This window comes from Nonomuraea diastatica, from assembly GCF_004349015.1.
GTDB classification, from domain to species: Bacteria; Actinomycetota; Actinomycetes; order Streptosporangiales; family Streptosporangiaceae; genus Nonomuraea; species Nonomuraea diastatica.
Genome location: NZ_SMKP01000118.1, coordinates 16399 through 32696 on the forward strand (window position 1 = coordinate 16399; position 16298 = coordinate 32696).

The window sequence follows — 16298 nt, forward strand, 5'->3', positions numbered from 1 at the left end:
TTCAGTCACGGCCGTACACCCTTTCTCCCGGGGGCCACCGGGTGATCGTCACGGGGAGCAGGCCGACGGACGGCGTGCCGTCGGGGGCGCGGTGCACCAGCGAGTGCGCCAGGAACGCCTCGTCGTCCCTGGCGGGAAAGTCGGTGCGCTGGTGCGCGCCGCGCGACTCCCGCCTGTTCAGCGCGCAGGCGACGATCGTCTGCGCGACCTCCAGCATGGCGTGCAGCTCCTGCAGGTTGATCAGCTCGGTGTTGAACGTCGTGCTCGTGTCGTCGATGCGGGCCTCCTCGGCGCGCTCGCGCAGCTCGGCCAGCGTGTCGGCGGCCTTGGCCAGCACGTCACCCGTGCGGTAGATGCCCGCCGCTCCTTCGAGCGTGTGCTGCATCTCCTCGCGCAGGTCGGCGATCCGCTCACCGTGCCCGCTGCCCCCGCGCGCGCGTTCCAACCGCCGCCGCTCGTCCTCGCCCTGGGCGCGTACGCAGGACGGCTCGCCGTTCCTGTGCGACCTGGCGAACCCGGCGGCGGCGACGCCCGCCCGCCGGCCGAAGACGAGGATCTCGGGCAGGGAGTTGGAGCCGAGCCGGTTGGCTCCGTTGATGCTGACGCAGGCCGTCTCCCCGGCCGCGTACAGACCGGCGATGGGGGTGGCGCCGTCGATGTCGGTGTGGACGCCGCCCATCATGTAGTGCACGACCGGGCGCACCGGGATCAGGTCGGTGGCCGGGTCGAGGTTCTGGTAGCTGCGGCACAACTCGCGGACGAACGGGATGCGGTCGTCGATCTTGCCGGCCCCGAGGTGCCGCAGGTCCAGGTGGACGACCGGGCCGTACGGCGTGTCCACGGTGCGGCCCTTCTCCTGCTCGTGCACGAACGCCTGGGAGAGCCGGTCGCGCGGGCCCAGTTCCATGCTGCGCAGCTTCGGCGTGGGCGTGGGGGTGCCGAGATCGTAGTCCTGCAGGTAGCGGTAGCCGTCCTTGTTGATCAGCCAGCCGCCCTCCGCCCTGGCCGCCTCGGTGATGAGGATGCCGGTGAACGGCAGGCCGGTCGGGTGGTACTGGACGAACTCCATGTCCTTCAGCGGCGCTCCCGCCCGGTAGGCGAGGGTCATGCCGTCGCCGGTCTTGATGGCGGCGTTCGTGGTGAAGGGGAAGGCGCGGCCGCAGCCACCGGTGGCCAGGATGACGGTCCTGGCGGGGATGGCCTCGATGCGGCCGGTCCTGATCTCGACGGCCACGACGCCGTGGACGCGGCCGTCGTCGACGACGAGCTTGGTGACGAACCACTCGTCGTACCTGATGATGTCCTGATATTTCAGAGTTGTCTGGAAGAGGGTGTGCAGGAGGTGGAAGCCGGTCTTGTCGGCGGCGTACCAGGTGCGCATCTTCTTCATCCCGCCGAACGGGCGCACCGCGACCCGCCCGTCCGGCTCGCGGCTCCACGGGCAGCCCCAGTGCTCCAGCTGCATCAGCTCGCGCGGCGCCTCGGCCACGAACGCCTCGACCGTGTCCTGGTCGGGCAGCCAGTCGCCGCCGGAGATCGTGTCGTAGCAGTGCTCGTCGAAGGTGTCGTCGAGGCCGATCACCCCGGCGGCGCCGCCCTCGGCGGAGACCGTGTGGCTACGCATCGGATAGACCTTGGACACGACCGCCACCTTGAGCGCGGGACCAGTGGATCGCGCAGCCTCGGCGACCGCGACGGCCGCCCGCAGGCCCGCTCCGCCTCCTCCGACGATGAGCACGTCGATCATGTACGTCACTTCCCGTGGTCGGGTTGGATCGGGTCCTTCACCCGCTTGCCGTCGTGGCGGATGGCGGACAGGTGGATGCTGCCGTCGTGGTACTCGTGCCGGATACTGCGGCAGCCGCAGTGGAAGAACTGGTCGCGGATCACCAGGCCGTACCCGTCGTCGTCGATGAGGCGTTCACCACCGGACCTCTTCCCGCAGGGAGCCGTCTCGGGGTCGAAGGGGATCTTCGTGCCGGTCATCGCCGATCTCCCTAGATAGGCGAAACGTCACCTCCACACAAGCACCACGTCACGGTTCGGGAAAGGTCAGTCGCTCGTATCCTCGCGAGGCCCGAGCTCGGGGGCGCCGCCGCCCCTGTCCACCTCGGCGTCCGCCTCTGGGTCCACCTCGGGCGCCACGTCCGTACGCTCCCGCGGGTAGTGCAGGTCGAATGCGGGCCTCTCGGAGCGGATCGTCGGCATGAACGTGAAGTTGTGCCGCGGCGGCGGGCAGCTCGTGGCCCACTCCAGGGAGTTGCCGTAGCCCCACGGGTCGTCGAGCGTGACCTTGGGCGCGCTCCTCGCGGTCTTGAACACGTTGTAGAGGAACGGCAGCGTCGAGGCGCCGAGCAGGAACGCGCCGACGGACGAGACCTCGTTGAGGAAGGTGAAGCCGTCCACCGCGCTGTAGTCGGCGTACCGCCTGGGCATGCCGATCTGCCCCAGCCAGTGCTGCACGAGGAACGTCGTGTGGAAGCCGACGAACAGGGTCCAGAAGTGCACCTTGCCCAGCCGGTCGTCGAGCATGCGGCCGGTCATCTTCGGCCACCAGAAGTAGAAGCCGGCGAACATGGCGAACACCACCGTGCCGAACACCACGTAGTGGAAGTGCGCCACGACGAAGTAGGTGTCGCTGATGTGGAAGTCGAGCGGCGGCGAGGCCAGGATGACGCCCGTCAGCCCGCCCAGCAGGAACGTCACCAGGAACCCGACCGAGAACAACATCGGCGACTCGAAGCTCAGGTGCCCGCGCCACATGGTGCCGATCCAGTTGAAGAACTTCACGCCCGTCGGCACCGCGATGAGGAAGGTCATGAACGAGAAGAACGGCAGCAGCACCTGCCCGGTCGCGAACATGTGGTGCGCCCAGACCGTCATCGACAACCCGGCGATGGCGATGGTGGCGCCGACCAGTCCCATGTAGCCGAAGATCGGCTTGCGGCTGAAGACCGGGATGACCTCGGTGATGATGCCGAAGAACGGCAGCGCGATGATGTAGACCTCGGGGTGGCCGAAGAACCAGAACAGGTGCTGCCAGAGCAGCGGCCCGCCGTTCTCCGCCAGGAAGACCTGCGTGCCCAGCTTACGATCCGCTTCGAGCACCAGCAGCGCGGCCGCCAGCACGGGGAACGCCAGCAGCACCATCATCGAGGTCAGCAGCACGTTCCAGCAGAAGATCGGCATGCGGAACATCGTCATCCCCGGCGCCCGCATGCCGATGATCGTGGTGATGAAGTTGACCGCGCCGAGGATCGTGCCGAGCCCCGACAGTGCCAGCCCCATGATCCACAGATCGCCGCCGACCTGCGGCGAGTAGATGGACGACGCCAGCGGCGTGTACGCGAACCACCCGAAGTCGGCCGCGCCTCCCGGGGTGAAGAACCCGGCGAGCACCATCAGCCCGCCGAACAGGAACAACCAGTACGCCACCGCGTTGAGCCGGGGAAAGGCCACGTCGGGGGCGCCGATCTGCAGCGGCATGACCACGTTCGCGAACCCGGCGAACAGCGGCGTGGCGAACAGCAGCAACATGATCGTGCCGTGGATGGTGAACAGCTGGTTGTACTGCTGCTGGCTGACGAGCTGCAGTCCCGGCCCGGCGAGCTCGGCCCTGATGATCATGGCCATGACGCCCGCCACGAGGAAGAACCCGAACGACGTGATCAGGTAGAGGTAGCCGATGACCTTGTGGTCGGTCGTCGACAGCCAGGAGGCGATCATGGTCCCGGTGTGCCGGCGCCTGACCTGTTCGATCGAGGGTTCGCGAACGGTCGTCACGGCCGCTCCCTCCAGTGCGGAGTGCCAGTGCGGAGTGCCAGTGCAGAGTGCCAGTGCAGAGTGTTGGTGCAAGATGTTGGTGCAGATGCCGCTACTCGGGTGAACCGCTCGGTGCGGCCCACCATGACTGCCCCGATCTACCCATTCCACGCCAACGTCCGCAGCCCGGGAAGCCGTTCTTTAACATTTGCGGCAAAGCTTGGACTTTCCGAGAGGCGCGAGCGTCCAAATCGCGGATCGGTGCCGGTCCACGTCGCGGCGTCTTCTATCCTTCGTAACCGGACCGACGTGGAGGAGATCTCGTGACCGCTCAGCGTGACTACGCCGCCCTCGTCCAGAGAGGGCTCAAGCTCGACCTCACCAGGGGCAAGCCGTCGCCGCGCCAGCTCGATCTCTCCAACGACATGCTCAAACTGCCCACATCCTACCGCGCGGCCGACGGCGCCGACGGCCGCAACTACGGCAACCTGCAGGGCCTGCCCGAGCTGCGCGAGCTGTTCGCCCCGCTGGTGCAGGTGCCCGCCGGTCAGCTCGTCGTGGGCGGCAACGCCAGCCTGACCCTGATGCACGACACGATCGTGCACGCTCTGCTGACGCCGCTGCCGGGCGCCGCGCGCCGGTGGGTGGAGGAGCCGAAGGTCACGTTCCTGTGCCCGGTGCCGGGATACGACCGGCATTTCACGATCTGTGAGCGGTTCGGGATCACGATGGTGCCCGTCCCGATGAACGCCGGCGGGCCCGACATGGACGTCGTGGAGCGCCTGGTCACCTCCGACCCCGGCGTCAAGGGCATGTGGTGCGTGCCGAAGTACAGCAACCCCTCCGGCGTCGTCTACAGCGACGAGACCGTGCGCAGGCTGGCCGCCATGCCCACGGCCGCCTCCGACTTCCGGATCTTCTGGGACAACGCCTACGCGGTGCACCACCTCACCGGCACCCCGGCCGAGCTGGCCGACCTGCTCGCGCTCAGCGCGGAGCAGGGCAACGCCGACCGCGTGTTCGTCTACGCCTCCACCTCGAAGGTGACGCTGGCGGGCGCGGGCGTGTCGTTCTTCGGCTCCTCACCGGCGAACGTCGAGTGGTTCCTGCGCAACACCGCCAAGCAGTCCATCGGCCCCGACAAGCTCAACCAGCTCCGGCACGTGGAGTTCCTCCGCGACGGCGCGGGAGTGGCCGCCCACATGCGCCGGCACGCCGAGCTGATCGGGCCGAAGTTCGAGCTGGTCGACAAGGTGCTGACCGGGCAGCTCGGCAGCCTGGCCACCTGGACGAGCCCCGAGGGCGGCTACTTCATCAGCCTGGAGGTGCCGCACGCGGCCGAGGTGGTGGCGAAGGCCAAGGCGGCGGGCATCGCGCTGACCCCGGCGGGCGCCACCCACCCCTACGGCGACGACCCCGGCGACCGCACCATCAGGATCGCGCCGACCTACCCCGAGCTCGACGAGCTGGAGCAGGCCATCAACGGCCTCGCCGTCTGCGTGCGCCTGGTGGCGGAGGAGCGGGGCTGAGTCAGCGGCCCGGCCGGAAGCCGAAGATGTACTCGCGCGTCTCGCTCGGATGGAACGAGACGCCGACCCCCGGCTCGAACACGACGTTGTCGCGGGCGCAGTAGCGCAGGCCCTCCCACACGGCCATGGCCTTCTCCCTGGCCGGGGCCTCGCTGTCGTCGCGCTTGCGGGCTCCGTACGAACCGAGCACGTTCAGCAGCCCGAGCCCCCAGAACAGACCCGTCAGGCAGAATGGCGCGAGCAGCACTTCGCCCCAGTTGGGGTCCTGGCCCATCGCGATGACCAGCGACATGACGAGATGGGCCAGGGCCGCCAGGAGCAGCAGGATGTAGCCCTGGTTCCTGGCCCACGGCGTGTAGTGGCGGCTGGGGAACGACAACCAGACCGCGAGCTGCGTGCGGCTCATGACGTGCTTCGAGGCGCCCAGGGTCGCCGCCATCGGCAGATCGGCCACATCGCGCGCCCCCGGCAACCGCACCCGCCCGATCTTGTACGTGGTCCCCGCGGCGACCGCTCCGGGGACCGCTACGACCTGGTCGTTCTCCGAACACACCGGGCACCTGACTTTCACTCGGGCAGTTTGGCCCTAAGCCACGGCCTGCGCAAACCGCCCGTCGAGCCCCGCTCATGGCCTCCTCACCGGATGGGGTGATTTGCGCCTAAGGTGCATGGTGTGAGACCGATTGATGCGTTGGTGAGCTCCCTGTCCGAAGCCCGCGTCCTGACCGATCCGGACGTGATCGACTCTTATGCCCGCGACCGGACGTTCCTGGAGCCGGGCAAGCCGGCAGGAGTGGTGCTCGCCGCCTCCCGCGACGACGTGGTGACCACCATGAAGTGGGCCACCGAACACCGGGTGCCGGTGGTGCCGCGCGGCGCGGGCACCGGCCTGGCGGGCGCCTCCGTCGCCGGCGACGGCTCGGTCATCCTGTCGCTGGCCAGGATGACCACGATCCGGGAGCTCTCCCCCGCCGACGAGATCGCCGTTGTCGAACCCGGCGTCATCACCGCCGACCTGGACAAGGCCGCCAGGGAGCACGGCCTGATGTACGCGCCCGACCCGTCGTCGTACGAGATCTCCACGATCGGCGGCAACCTGGCCACCAACGCCGGCGGGCTGCGCTGCGTCAAGTACGGCGTGACCAGGGACTCGGCGCTCGGTCTCGAAGTCGTGCTGGCCGACGGGCGCATCCTCGACACCGGCCGCCGCACGATGAAGGGCGTCACGGGCTACGACCTGACCGGCCTGTTCGTGGGCTCGGAGGGCACCCTGGGCGTGATCACGGCGGCCACGGTCCGGTTGCGCCGCGCGCCCGCCGCGCCTCCGGCCACCTTCGCCGCGGAGTTCGGCTCGCTGCGCGACGCGGGCGCCGCCGTGTCGGCGATCATGGCGGCCGGTTGCCAGCCCTCGCTCATGGAGCTGCTCGACCGGGCCACGCTCAAGGCCATCGACGACTGGCGCAACATCGGCCTCGAGCCGTCGACCCAGGCCATGCTGATCGGCCAGTCGGACGCGACGGACGCCCAGGCGATGGCCGCGCGCATGGAGGAGCTGTGCATGGAGAACGGCGCCGCGTTCGTGGCCGTCTCCTCCAGCCCGCAGGAGGCCGAGGAGCTGATCGGGCTGCGCAGGCTCGCCTACCAGGCCAAGGAGCGGCAGGGCGCGTGCCTGGTCGAGGACGTGTGCGTGCCGCGTTCGGTGCTTCCCGACATGATCACCGCGATCGAGGCGGCCGCGACGCGGCACGGGGTGCGGATCGCCACGGTCGCGCACGCGGGGGACGGCAACCTGCATCCGGTCTTCATCTTCGAGCACGGCACCATCGAGCCGCCCCCCGAGGTGTGGGCCGCGGCGGACGAGGTGTTCACGCACGCGCTGGAGCTCGGCGGCACCCTGACAGGGGAGCACGGCGTCGGCCTGCTCAAGCAGCGCTGGCTGGCCCTTGAGGCGGGCCCGGTCGCCACGGAGGTGCAGCGGGGCATCAAGGCGGTCTTCGACCCGCTGGGCATCCTGAACCCGGGCAAGGCCATATGACGAACGGTGACCTCGGCTTCATCAAGCCGTGACCTTGAGGTTCACAGAGCGCACTACCTGCGAAGGAACCCTGACTTACTCCGTCAAAACATGAAGGTTCTGATAGGTCCGGCAGACGCCCCAACGGTCTCGCTGGTAGCGTTTTGCCTCATCTACTGGGTTGTGATGGGGGTCCGACGTGAATCAGTTCCAGCCGCTGGAGGCGGACGATCCGCGGCGGCTGGGGACGTATGACATCGTCGCCCGGCTCGGCGAGGGCGGCCAGGGGATCGTCTATCTCGGCAAGAGCGACTCGGGGGAACAGGCCGCCGTCAAGCTGCTGCACAACGCCCTGGTCGCCGACACCGATGCCAGGACCAGGTTCCTGCGCGAGGTCGCGGTGGCACAGCGGGTGGCCAGGTTCTGCACCGCTCCCGTGCTCCACGCCGACCTGGAGGGCAGCCGCCCGTACATCGTGAGCGAGTTCGTCCCTGGGCCCTCGCTGCGCGAACTGGTCATCAACGAGGGGCCACGGCGGGGCGCGGCACTCGAACGGCTCGCGATCAGCACGGCCACCGCGCTCGCGGCCATCCACCGCGCCGGCATCCTGCACCGCGACTTCAAGCCCGCCAACGTGCTCATGGGCCCCGAGGGGCCCGTCGTGATCGACTTCGGCATCGCCCGCGCGCTCGACTCCCCCGGTGCGACGGCCACGGGCATGGCCATGGGGACGCCGTCGTACCTGGCGCCCGAGCAGCTCACCGGTGCGGCCGTGTCGGAGGCCGCGGACGTGTTCGCCTGGGGCGTCACGATGGTGTTCGCGGCGACGGGCAAGCCCGCGTTCGGCGCCGACTCCATCCCCGTGGTGATGAACCGCATCCTGAACGAGGAGCCGGAGCTCGGCACGATGGAGGGCGTGCTCGCCGAGCTGGTGGCGGCCTGCCTGTCCAAGGATCCCGCGCAGCGGCCCTCCGCCGACGAACTCATCGTCAACCTCACCGGCCAGCCGGCCCCGAAGTCCGCCATCGAACCGGTGGGCCGGCAGTCCGGCGCCACCCAGTCCGGCGCCACCCAGTCCGGCGCCACCCAGTCCGCTGCGCCGGCGCAGCCGGAGGGCGGCCGTCCTGAGGCCGAGACCGGTCCGGGTGGCGAGGGGGCTCCCTCGGAGGACGTCTACCCCGGCCCCTGGACGCAGCCGACCGGCCCTCACCTGGTGGGCGGCCCGCTCCAGACGGGCCCGCAGCCCGTGGGGCCCCCGCGGACCGGCCCGTACGTCCAGCCTCCTGCAGCCGCCCAGCACGGCCAGGGCAACCCCGGTCCCAGCGGACCCATCCCGAACATCCCCGGCCAGGGCAACCCCGGGCAGAGCGGCCCCATCCCCGGCACAGGACACAACCCCGGCCAGAGCGGCCCTGCACCGGGCACCGGCCACAACCCCGGCCAGAGCGGCCCTGTACCGGGCACCGGCCACAACCCCGGCCTCAGCGGACCCATCCCGAACGTCCCCGGCCAGGGCAACCCCGGGCAGAGCGGCCCCATCCCCGGGCAGGGCCAGGGCGGGCCCATCCCCGGCACAGGACACAACCCCGCACGCAGTGGACCCGTGCCCCATGCCCTGAACCAGGTGGGACCCGCCCAGGGAGGCATGGCGCACAACGCCCCGCACTCCGCCGGCGGTCCCGTTGGACCGCACCATCCGGCCGGATCCCCGGGCGGGCAGCAACCGGCGATGCCCGGGCCGGGAGCCCCTCAGAACGGCACTCAGAAGCCGCAGGGCTCCCCGTATCCGGGAGCGCCCCAGGGCGCCGGCATGCCGCCGCACGGCCCCGGCATGCCCCCCAGCGGCGGGTTCCAGCCGGGAGCTCCCGGCGGCTCACCGAGGCCGGGCGACAGCCCGCCCGCCAAGCAGCGCCGCACGCTGACCCTCGCGCTCTCGGGTGCCGCCGCCGCGGCCCTGCTCGTGGTCGTCGGCGCCGTCGTGGTGCAGGCGAACAGCCAGGAAGTCCCGGTCGTTCCGGTGGGCAACTCTTCTAACAGCACCCCTGGTGACGGCTCGGGCGCCGGGCAGCCCGGCAAGCCGCCCGCGTCCGCGACCCCGACGGAGACGGTGCCCGTGCCCACCCTGGACATCGACCCGACGACCAAGAAGCCCAGGAAGCCGAAGAAGACCGTCACGCCGCAGCCGAACCGGTTCACCCAGGCGCCGGTCCCGCAGAACACCAGGCCGCAGCCGACGCCCACCAGGAAAAAGAAGAAGACGATGGTCGAGCCCGACGCGGAGCCCACCGTGCGCCCGACCGCGGGCCCCACGCGGACCATACCGGTCTTCAAGCGGCCCAAGCAGGCCGCCGCGCCCAAGCGGGTCGCTCCCAAGAAGAACCCGTACAGCGCGGCCAAGGTGTGCGGCTCGGGCTACAAGATCATCGACTCGCACGCGCTGGGCAGCGGCGCCACCATCCACCTCGCGTACCACGCGAAGTCGGGCCGGAACTGCGTGGTCACGATGTCGCGCCTGGTGTGGCCGGGCAAGGTGTCGATGAACGCGCTGCTCCAGGTCAAGGGCGGCAGCAAGGCGAGCAAACCGGGCAAGTTCTCGGCGTACGCCGGCCCGATCAGGCTGCCGGCGAAGAAGAAGTGCGTGATCTGGGGCGGTTCGTGGGGCACGCAGAGCTGGAAGTCCGGCTGGAGCCACTGCAGCTGACCCCGCGCGTACGGGCGCTCGCGGAGCCGCCGTGCCCGATGACGTGGAGTGCTCTCGTGCGCTAGCGTGGCTGACGTGATCGTCAAGTCTCCGGCGTCCACCTCCAGGGGGAGGCGCACGCGGGCCGCGTTGCTGCAGGCCGGGCGCGAGGCGTTCGAGGAGCACGGCTACGACGCCGTGCGGATCGACGACGTGTGCGTGCGGGCCGGGGTCTCCCACGGCACCTTCTACACCTACTTCGGCTCCAAGGAGGCCTTGTTCGGCGAGGTCGCGGAGGCGGTGGTCGGGGAGATGTTCGCGGCGAGCGTCGTGGGCCCGGCCGCCTCCGCCGACCCGTACGCCCGCATCGAGGCGGCGAACCGGCTCTACCTGCGGGCCTGGGCCGCCAACTCGCGGCTGGTGCGGATGTTCGAGCAGGCCGCGACCGGCGGCGACCGGTTCGGGCGGCTGCTGCTCGAACTGCGCGAGGTGTTCGTGCGGCGGGGCGCCGACGGGCTGCGGCGACTGCAGGAGCAGGGCCTGGCCGACCCGGCGCTCGACCCCAGGCTGACCGCGATCATGCTGGGCGGGATGGTCGAGCACTTCGCCCACGTCTGGCTCGACCTGGGCGAGCAGGCCGCGGAGGAGACGGCCGTCGACCATCTGACGCGGTTGTGGGCGCGGGCGATCGGGTTGACGGACGCGTCACCTTCGGCGCGCCCGGAGGAGGGCGCATGATCAGGAGCAGGCTCGACCCCGCGAGCGAGGAGCATCAACGGCGCCGCGCGTCGATGCTGGCCAAGCTGGCCGAGCTGGACGCCGAGCACGCCAGGGCGGTGGGCGGGGGCGGCGAGAGATACGTCGAGCGGCACCGCGCGCGGGGCAAGCTGCTCGCTCGGGACCGCGTCGAGCTGCTGATCGACGCCGACTCCCCCTTCCTGGAGCTGTCGCCGCTGGCCGCGTGGGGCAGCGACTTCCCCGTCGGGGCGAGCATGGTCTCAGGAATCGGCGTGATCGAGGGCGTCGAGTGCGTGATCACGGCGAACGATCCCACCGTCCGCGGCGGCGCCTCCAACCCGTGGACGCTGAAGAAGTCCCTGCGCGCGGCGGACATCGCGCTGCGCAACCGCCTGCCGTACGTGAACCTGGTCGAGAGCGGCGGCGCGGACCTGCCGACGCAGAAGGAGATCTTCATCCCCGGCGGGCAGATCTTCCGCGACCTGACGCGGTTGTCGGCGGCGGGCGTCCCGACCGTCGCGCTCGTCTTCGGCAACTCCACCGCCGGCGGCGCCTACGTGCCCGGGATGAGCGACTACGTGGTGATGGTGCGCGAGCGGGCCAAGGTGTTCCTTGGCGGGCCGCCGCTGGTGAAGATGGCGACCGGCGAGGAGTCCGACGACGAGTCGCTGGGCGGGGCGGAGATGCACGCCAAGGTGAGCGGGCTCGCCGACCACCTGGCGGAGGACGAGTACGACGCGCTCCGCATCGGGCGCTCGATCGTGCGCTCGCTCAACTGGCGCAAGCGGGGCGCCGTCCCGCTGCCCGCGCGGGAGCCGATCTATCCGGCGGACGAGCTGCTCGGCATCGTCCCTGAGGACCTGAAGGTGCCGTTCGACCCCCGGGAGGTGATCGCGCGGGTGGCGGACGGCAGCGAGTTCGAGGAGTTCAAGCCGGCGTACGGCGTCTCGCTGGTGACGGGCTGGGCGCGGATCCACGGTTATCCGGTCGGCGTGCTGGCCAACGCCCAGGGCGTGTTGTTCAGCGAGGAGTCGCAGAAGGCCACGCAGTTCATCCAGCTGGCGAACCAGTCGCGCACGCCGCTCGTCTTCCTGCAGAACACGACCGGCTACATGGTCGGCAAGGACTACGAGCAGGGCGGCATCATCAAGCACGGCGCGATGATGATCAACGCGGTGTCCAACTCGACCGTTCCCCATCTGACGATCGTCATGGGCGCGTCGTACGGCGCGGGCAACTACGGCATGTGCGGGCGGGCCTACGACCCCCGCTTCCTGTTCAGCTGGCCGAGCGCCAAGTCGGCGGTGATGGGCCCCGCGCAGCTCGCCGGCGTGCTGTCCATCGTGAGCCGGGCGTCGGCGCTGGCGAAGGGGCAGGTCTACGACGAGGAGGCCGACGCGGCGATGCGCGCGATGGTGGAGGCCCAGATCGAGACCGAGTCGCTGGCGTTCTTCCTGTCGGGGCGCCTCTACGACGACGGGGTCATCGATCCGCGCGACACGCGTACCGTGCTGGGCATGTGCCTGTCGGCGATCAACAGCGCGCCGGTGCCGGAGCCGGCGGGATTCGGGGTGTTCCGCCCGTGATCACCCGCCTGCTCGTCGCGAACCGGGGTGAGATCGCCCGCCGCGTCTTCCGCACCTGCCGGTCGCTCGGGATCTCCACGGTCGCGGTGCACTCCGACCCCGACGCGAGCGCGCCGCACGTGTCCGAGGCCGATCTCGCCGTACGCCTTCCGGGCGCGCACCCCTCGGAGACGTACCTGAACGCCGGGCTCATCCTGGCCGCCTGCCGCGCCGCCGGGGCGGACGCCGTGCACCCGGGGTACGGCTTCCTGTCGGAGAACGCCGGCTTCGCGCAGGCCGTGCTCGATGCCGGGCTGGTGTGGGTCGGCCCGCCGCCGGCGGCCATCGCGGCCATGGGGTCCAAGGTCGCGGCCAAGGGGCTGATGGCGGAGGCCGGGGTGCCCGTGCTGCCGTCGCTCGACCCGGCCGCCCCTGGCGCGTTCCCGCTGCTGGTGAAGGCGTCCGCCGGTGGCGGCGGCCGGGGCATGCGCGTCGTGCGCGAGCCGGACGAGCTCGCGCGGGAAATCGTGTCGGCTGAGCGGGAGGCGGCGGCGGCCTTCGGCGACGGCACCGTCTTCGTGGAGCCGCTGCTGGAGGCGGCCCGGCACGTCGAGGTCCAGGTGCTGGCCGACCGGCACGGCACCGTGTGGGCGCTGGGCGAACGCGAGTGCAGCGTGCAGCGGCGGCACCAGAAGGTCGTCGAGGAGTGCCCCTCGCCCGGGATCTCCGCCGAGCTGAGGGAGCGCCTGTTCGAGGCCGCCGTCAGGGCCGCGGGGGCGGTCGGCCACGTCGGAGCCGGGACGGTGGAGTTCCTGGTCAAGGGCGACCGGGTGGCCTTCCTCGAGATGAACACCCGGCTCCAGGTCGAGCACCCCGTCACCGAGCTGGTCCACAACGTCGATCTCGTCCGGCTCCAGCTGGAGATCGCCGAGGGTGAGGCGCTGCCGGCGAGCCCTCCCGAGCCTGCCGGGCACGCGGTCGAGGCGCGGCTGTACGCGGAGGACGACGGCTACCTCCCGCAGACGGGGGTGTTGCGGCGGTTCGAGGTGCCAGGGGACGTGCGCGTGGACGCGGGCGTCGAGTCGGGGTCCGTGGTGTCGCCGCACTACGACGCGATGCTGGCCAAGGTGGTGGCGCACGGCTCGTCGCGCGGGGAGGCGGTGCGGCGGCTGGCCACGGCGCTGCGGCGGGCGAAGCTCCACGGGGTCACCACTAATCGCGACCTGCTCGTACGGATCCTGACACATCCAGCTTTCTTGGCCGGTGACACTCATACCGGATTCCTGAACCCGGACGGCCCCGTCCACGGTGTCGGAAACCGCCCGGTGGCCAGGGCGGACGGCGAAGCGAGGAGCGGGACAGCGGGCGGGACGGCGGGCGAGATGCCCGCGCTGGCCGCCGCCCTCGCCCTTGCCGCCGCCAACCGGCGCGACGCGCGTGTGCTGGCCGGGCTGCCGAGCGGGTGGCGCAACGTGCGCTCCCGGCCCCGCCGCACCCGCTTCGCCGAGACCGACATCGTGTACGACCCGCTCCCTGAGAACATCACCGTGCTCAGCGCCGAGCCGGACACCGTCGTCCTCGAACGCGACGGCGTCCGCCACACCTTCGAGGTGGCCCGGTACGACGGTGACCCGAAGGTCTACGTCGACCACGCGGGCGGCTGCGCCGTGCTGACCCCGCTCCCCCGGCTGCCCGAGCCGGTCGAGCACGTCGCGCCGGGGTCCCTGCTGGCCCCCATGCCGGGTTGCGTGCTGCGCGTCGAGGTGGTGCCCGGCGACCGGGTCGCCCAGGGGCAACCGGTGCTGGTGCTCGAAGCCATGAAGATGGAGCACCGAGTCGCCGCCCCCGTCGCCGGCGTGGTGTCCGGCGTCCACGTAGAGAAGGGCCGGCAGGTCGAGGCGGGAGCCGTGCTGGCGATCATCCAGGAGGAGAGCACATGACCCTGGTCCACCAGGACCTGGCGGCGGGCGTAGCGACCATCACGCTGGACTCGCCGCCCAATCGCAACGCCCTGTCCGTGCGCCTGCTCGGCGAGTTGAGGGAGCGGCTCGACTGGGCGCTGGCAGAGCCGGCAGCCAGGGTGATCGTGCTGACGGCCACGGGCAAGGTGTTCTGCTCGGGAGCCGACATCAAGGAGCAGCGCGCGGCGGACGGCAAGCCGGACGCGCCGGTGACGGCGTCGTTCCCGGAGATCCTCACGCTCATCTGGGAGAGCCCGAAGCCGGTGATCTGCCGGCTCAACGGCACCGCGCGGGCGGGCGGCCTCGGCCTGGTGGCGGCCTGCGACTTCGCGGTCGCTCCGGTGACGGCGTCGTTCGCGTTCACGGAGGTACGCCTCGGCGTGGTGCCCGCGATGATCTCGGTGCCGGTGCTGCGCAGGCTCGACCCCAGGGCCGCCGCCGAATACTTCCTGACCGGCGAGGTCTTCGACGCCGCCAGGGCCGCGGAGATCGGGCTGATCTCCAAGGCCGTGCCGGAGGAGGAGCTGGACGCGGCGGTCGCCCACTACGCCGACCTCCTGATCAAGGGGGCTCCCGAGGCGCTGGCCATCACCAAGCAGCTGGTCAGGCAGGTGCCGGCGATGTCGTTCCCGGAGGGGCTGCGGCAGATGACCACGCTGTCCGCCGAACGTTTCACCTCGGAGGAGGGTCAGGAGGGGATCACCGCGTACATGGAGAAGCGGCCGCCCACATGGGCCACGCGATGACCCTGCGCGTCGCCAACTGCAGCGGCTTCTACGGAGACCGGCTGTCCGCGGCCAGGGAGATGGTCGAGGGCGGGCCGATCGACGTGCTGACCGGCGACTGGCTCGCCGAGCTCACCATGCTGATCCTGGCCGGCAACCGGCTCAAGGGCCGCCCCGGCTACGCGCCGACGTTCCTTCGGCAGCTGGAGGACGTCCTCGGCCCCTGCCTCGACCGGGGCATCAAGATCGTGACGAACGCGGGCGGCCTCGACCCGGCCGGGTGCGCGGAGGCCGTGCACGAGCTGGCCGACCGCCTCGGCCTGTCCCCCGCGGTCGCCCACGTCACCGGCGACGACCTCACCGGCACGCCCCTCGACCTGGTCAACGCCGACACCGGCGAACGCCTCGACGCCACCCCGCTGACCGCGAACGCCTACCTGGGCGGCCGCCCGATAGCCGCCGCCCTGTCGGCGGGCGCGGACGTGGTGGTGACCGGCCGCGTCACCGACGCCGCCCTGGTGACCGGGCCCGGCATCTGGCGGTACGGCTGGGGTCCCGCCGACCTCGACCCGCTGGCGGGATCGGTGGTCGCCGGGCACGTCATCGAATGCGGCTGCCAGGCCACCGGCGGCAACTACGCGTTCTTCCAGGACGTACCCGATCTGGCCCATTGCGGTTTCCCGCTCGCGGAGCTCCGCCCGGACGGATCCGCCGTGATCACCAAGCATCCCGGCACGGGCGGCCTGGTCTCGGTCGGCACGGTCACCGCCCAGCTGGTGTACGAGCTGGGCGGCCCCCGCTACCTCGGCCCCGACGTGGTGGCCAGGTTCGACACGATCACGCTCGCCGACGACGGGCCCGATCGGGTGCTGGTCTCCGGCGTCCGGGGCGAGCCGCCGCCCGGCTCCCTCAAGGTCGCCGTCAACTACGTGGGCGGCTACCGGAACACCATGACCCTCGTGCTCACGGGGCTCGACGTGGAGGCCAAGGCCCGGGTGGCGGAGGAGGCCATCTGGGCGCGGATCCCGCGCGAGTCGTTCGACGCGGTGGACGTGACGCTCACGGAGTCCGGCCTGCTGCGGATCACGGTCATGGGCGCCGACGAACGTACGGCGGGGCGGGCCTTCTCCTCGGCCGTGGTGGAGACGGGGCTGGCCAGCTACCCGGGCTTCCACGGCCTCACCCCGCCGGGCAACGCCACGCCGTACGGGATCTACTGGCCGGTCCTGGTCCCGGCCTCGGGCGTCCGTCCCCAGGTCTTCGTGAACGGCGCGGAAACACCCGTCCCCGCCGTCCCCGCCGATCCGCAGCCCGTGTCCTCCCT

General features: G+C 71.1%; 12 protein-coding genes. 8 read left to right on the forward strand and 4 right to left on the reverse strand.

Translation table 11 applies throughout. From position 1 onward, the window contains the following. Window position 1: 1 nt before the first annotated feature. The 3 genes from frdA to ctaD all read right to left on the reverse strand — a co-directional run bounded on the left by frdA (window position 2) and on the right by ctaD (window position 3726). Window positions 2–1747: a fumarate reductase (quinol) flavoprotein subunit gene (gene frdA, locus E1294_RS33420; protein WP_220448068.1), complete on the reverse strand. Its 1746-nt coding sequence runs from the start codon at window positions 1745–1747 to the stop codon at window positions 2–4. A 5-nt stretch (window positions 1748–1752) separates the two neighbouring features. Then, the gene (locus tag E1294_RS33425; protein ID WP_132514966.1) at window positions 1753–1986 is read right to left on the reverse strand and encodes a hypothetical protein; all 234 of its coding nucleotides are present in this window, start codon (window positions 1984–1986) and stop codon (window positions 1753–1755) included. Between the two features lie 66 nt (window positions 1987–2052). Continuing rightward, window positions 2053–3726: an aa3-type cytochrome oxidase subunit I gene (ctaD, locus tag E1294_RS33430; protein WP_165977607.1), complete on the reverse strand. Its 1674-nt coding sequence runs from the start codon at window positions 3724–3726 to the stop codon at window positions 2053–2055. 359 nt (window positions 3727–4085) lie between these two features. On the opposite strand from ctaD, the gene E1294_RS33435 reads away from it, so the two are divergent. Further along, window positions 4086–5291, forward strand: a complete 1206-nt coding sequence (locus E1294_RS33435; protein WP_132514968.1) for an aspartate aminotransferase type Ic — start codon at window positions 4086–4088, stop codon at window positions 5289–5291. A gap of 1 nt (window position 5292) precedes the next feature. Here the strand turns inward: E1294_RS33435 and E1294_RS33440 are convergent, their stop codons facing one another. Next, a complete protein-coding gene (locus E1294_RS33440; RefSeq protein WP_132514969.1) occupies window positions 5293–5862 on the reverse strand; it encodes a hypothetical protein in 570 nt (189 codons plus the stop codon). Window positions 5863–5964: 102 nt separating this feature from the next. Between E1294_RS33440 and E1294_RS33445 the strand changes: the two genes are divergently transcribed. The 7 genes from E1294_RS33445 to E1294_RS33475 all read left to right on the forward strand — a co-directional run. Next, window positions 5965–7326 carry an FAD-binding oxidoreductase gene (locus E1294_RS33445; protein WP_246083470.1) on the forward strand — a complete coding sequence of 454 codons (1362 nt, stop codon included), beginning with the start codon at window positions 5965–5967 and terminating at the stop codon, window positions 7324–7326. Between the two features lie 178 nt (window positions 7327–7504). After that, window positions 7505–10006 (forward strand): serine/threonine protein kinase, encoded by a 2502-nt coding sequence (locus E1294_RS57460; protein ID WP_281284554.1) that lies wholly within the window; start codon window positions 7505–7507, stop codon window positions 10004–10006. Window positions 10007–10081: 75 nt separating this feature from the next. Further along, window positions 10082–10723 (forward strand): TetR/AcrR family transcriptional regulator, encoded by a 642-nt coding sequence (locus E1294_RS33455; RefSeq protein WP_220448069.1) that lies wholly within the window; start codon window positions 10082–10084, stop codon window positions 10721–10723. Beyond that, window positions 10720–12309, forward strand: a complete 1590-nt coding sequence (locus E1294_RS33460; protein ID WP_132514970.1) for an acyl-CoA carboxylase subunit beta — start codon at window positions 10720–10722, stop codon at window positions 12307–12309. The genes E1294_RS33455 and E1294_RS33460 overlap by 4 nt, the downstream gene beginning before the upstream one ends. Further along, window positions 12306–14228 (forward strand): ATP-binding protein, encoded by a 1923-nt coding sequence (locus E1294_RS33465; RefSeq protein WP_132514971.1) that lies wholly within the window; start codon window positions 12306–12308, stop codon window positions 14226–14228. The genes E1294_RS33460 and E1294_RS33465 overlap by 4 nt, the downstream gene beginning before the upstream one ends. Next, window positions 14225–14995: an enoyl-CoA hydratase-related protein gene (locus E1294_RS33470; RefSeq protein WP_132514972.1), complete on the forward strand. Its 771-nt coding sequence runs from the start codon at window positions 14225–14227 to the stop codon at window positions 14993–14995. Before E1294_RS33465 ends, E1294_RS33470 begins: the two co-directional genes overlap by 4 nt. Beyond that, on the forward strand, window positions 14980–16298 hold a 1319-nt coding region (locus tag E1294_RS33475; protein WP_246083471.1), incomplete at its 3' end, for an acyclic terpene utilization AtuA family protein. The genes E1294_RS33470 and E1294_RS33475, both read left to right, overlap by 16 nt.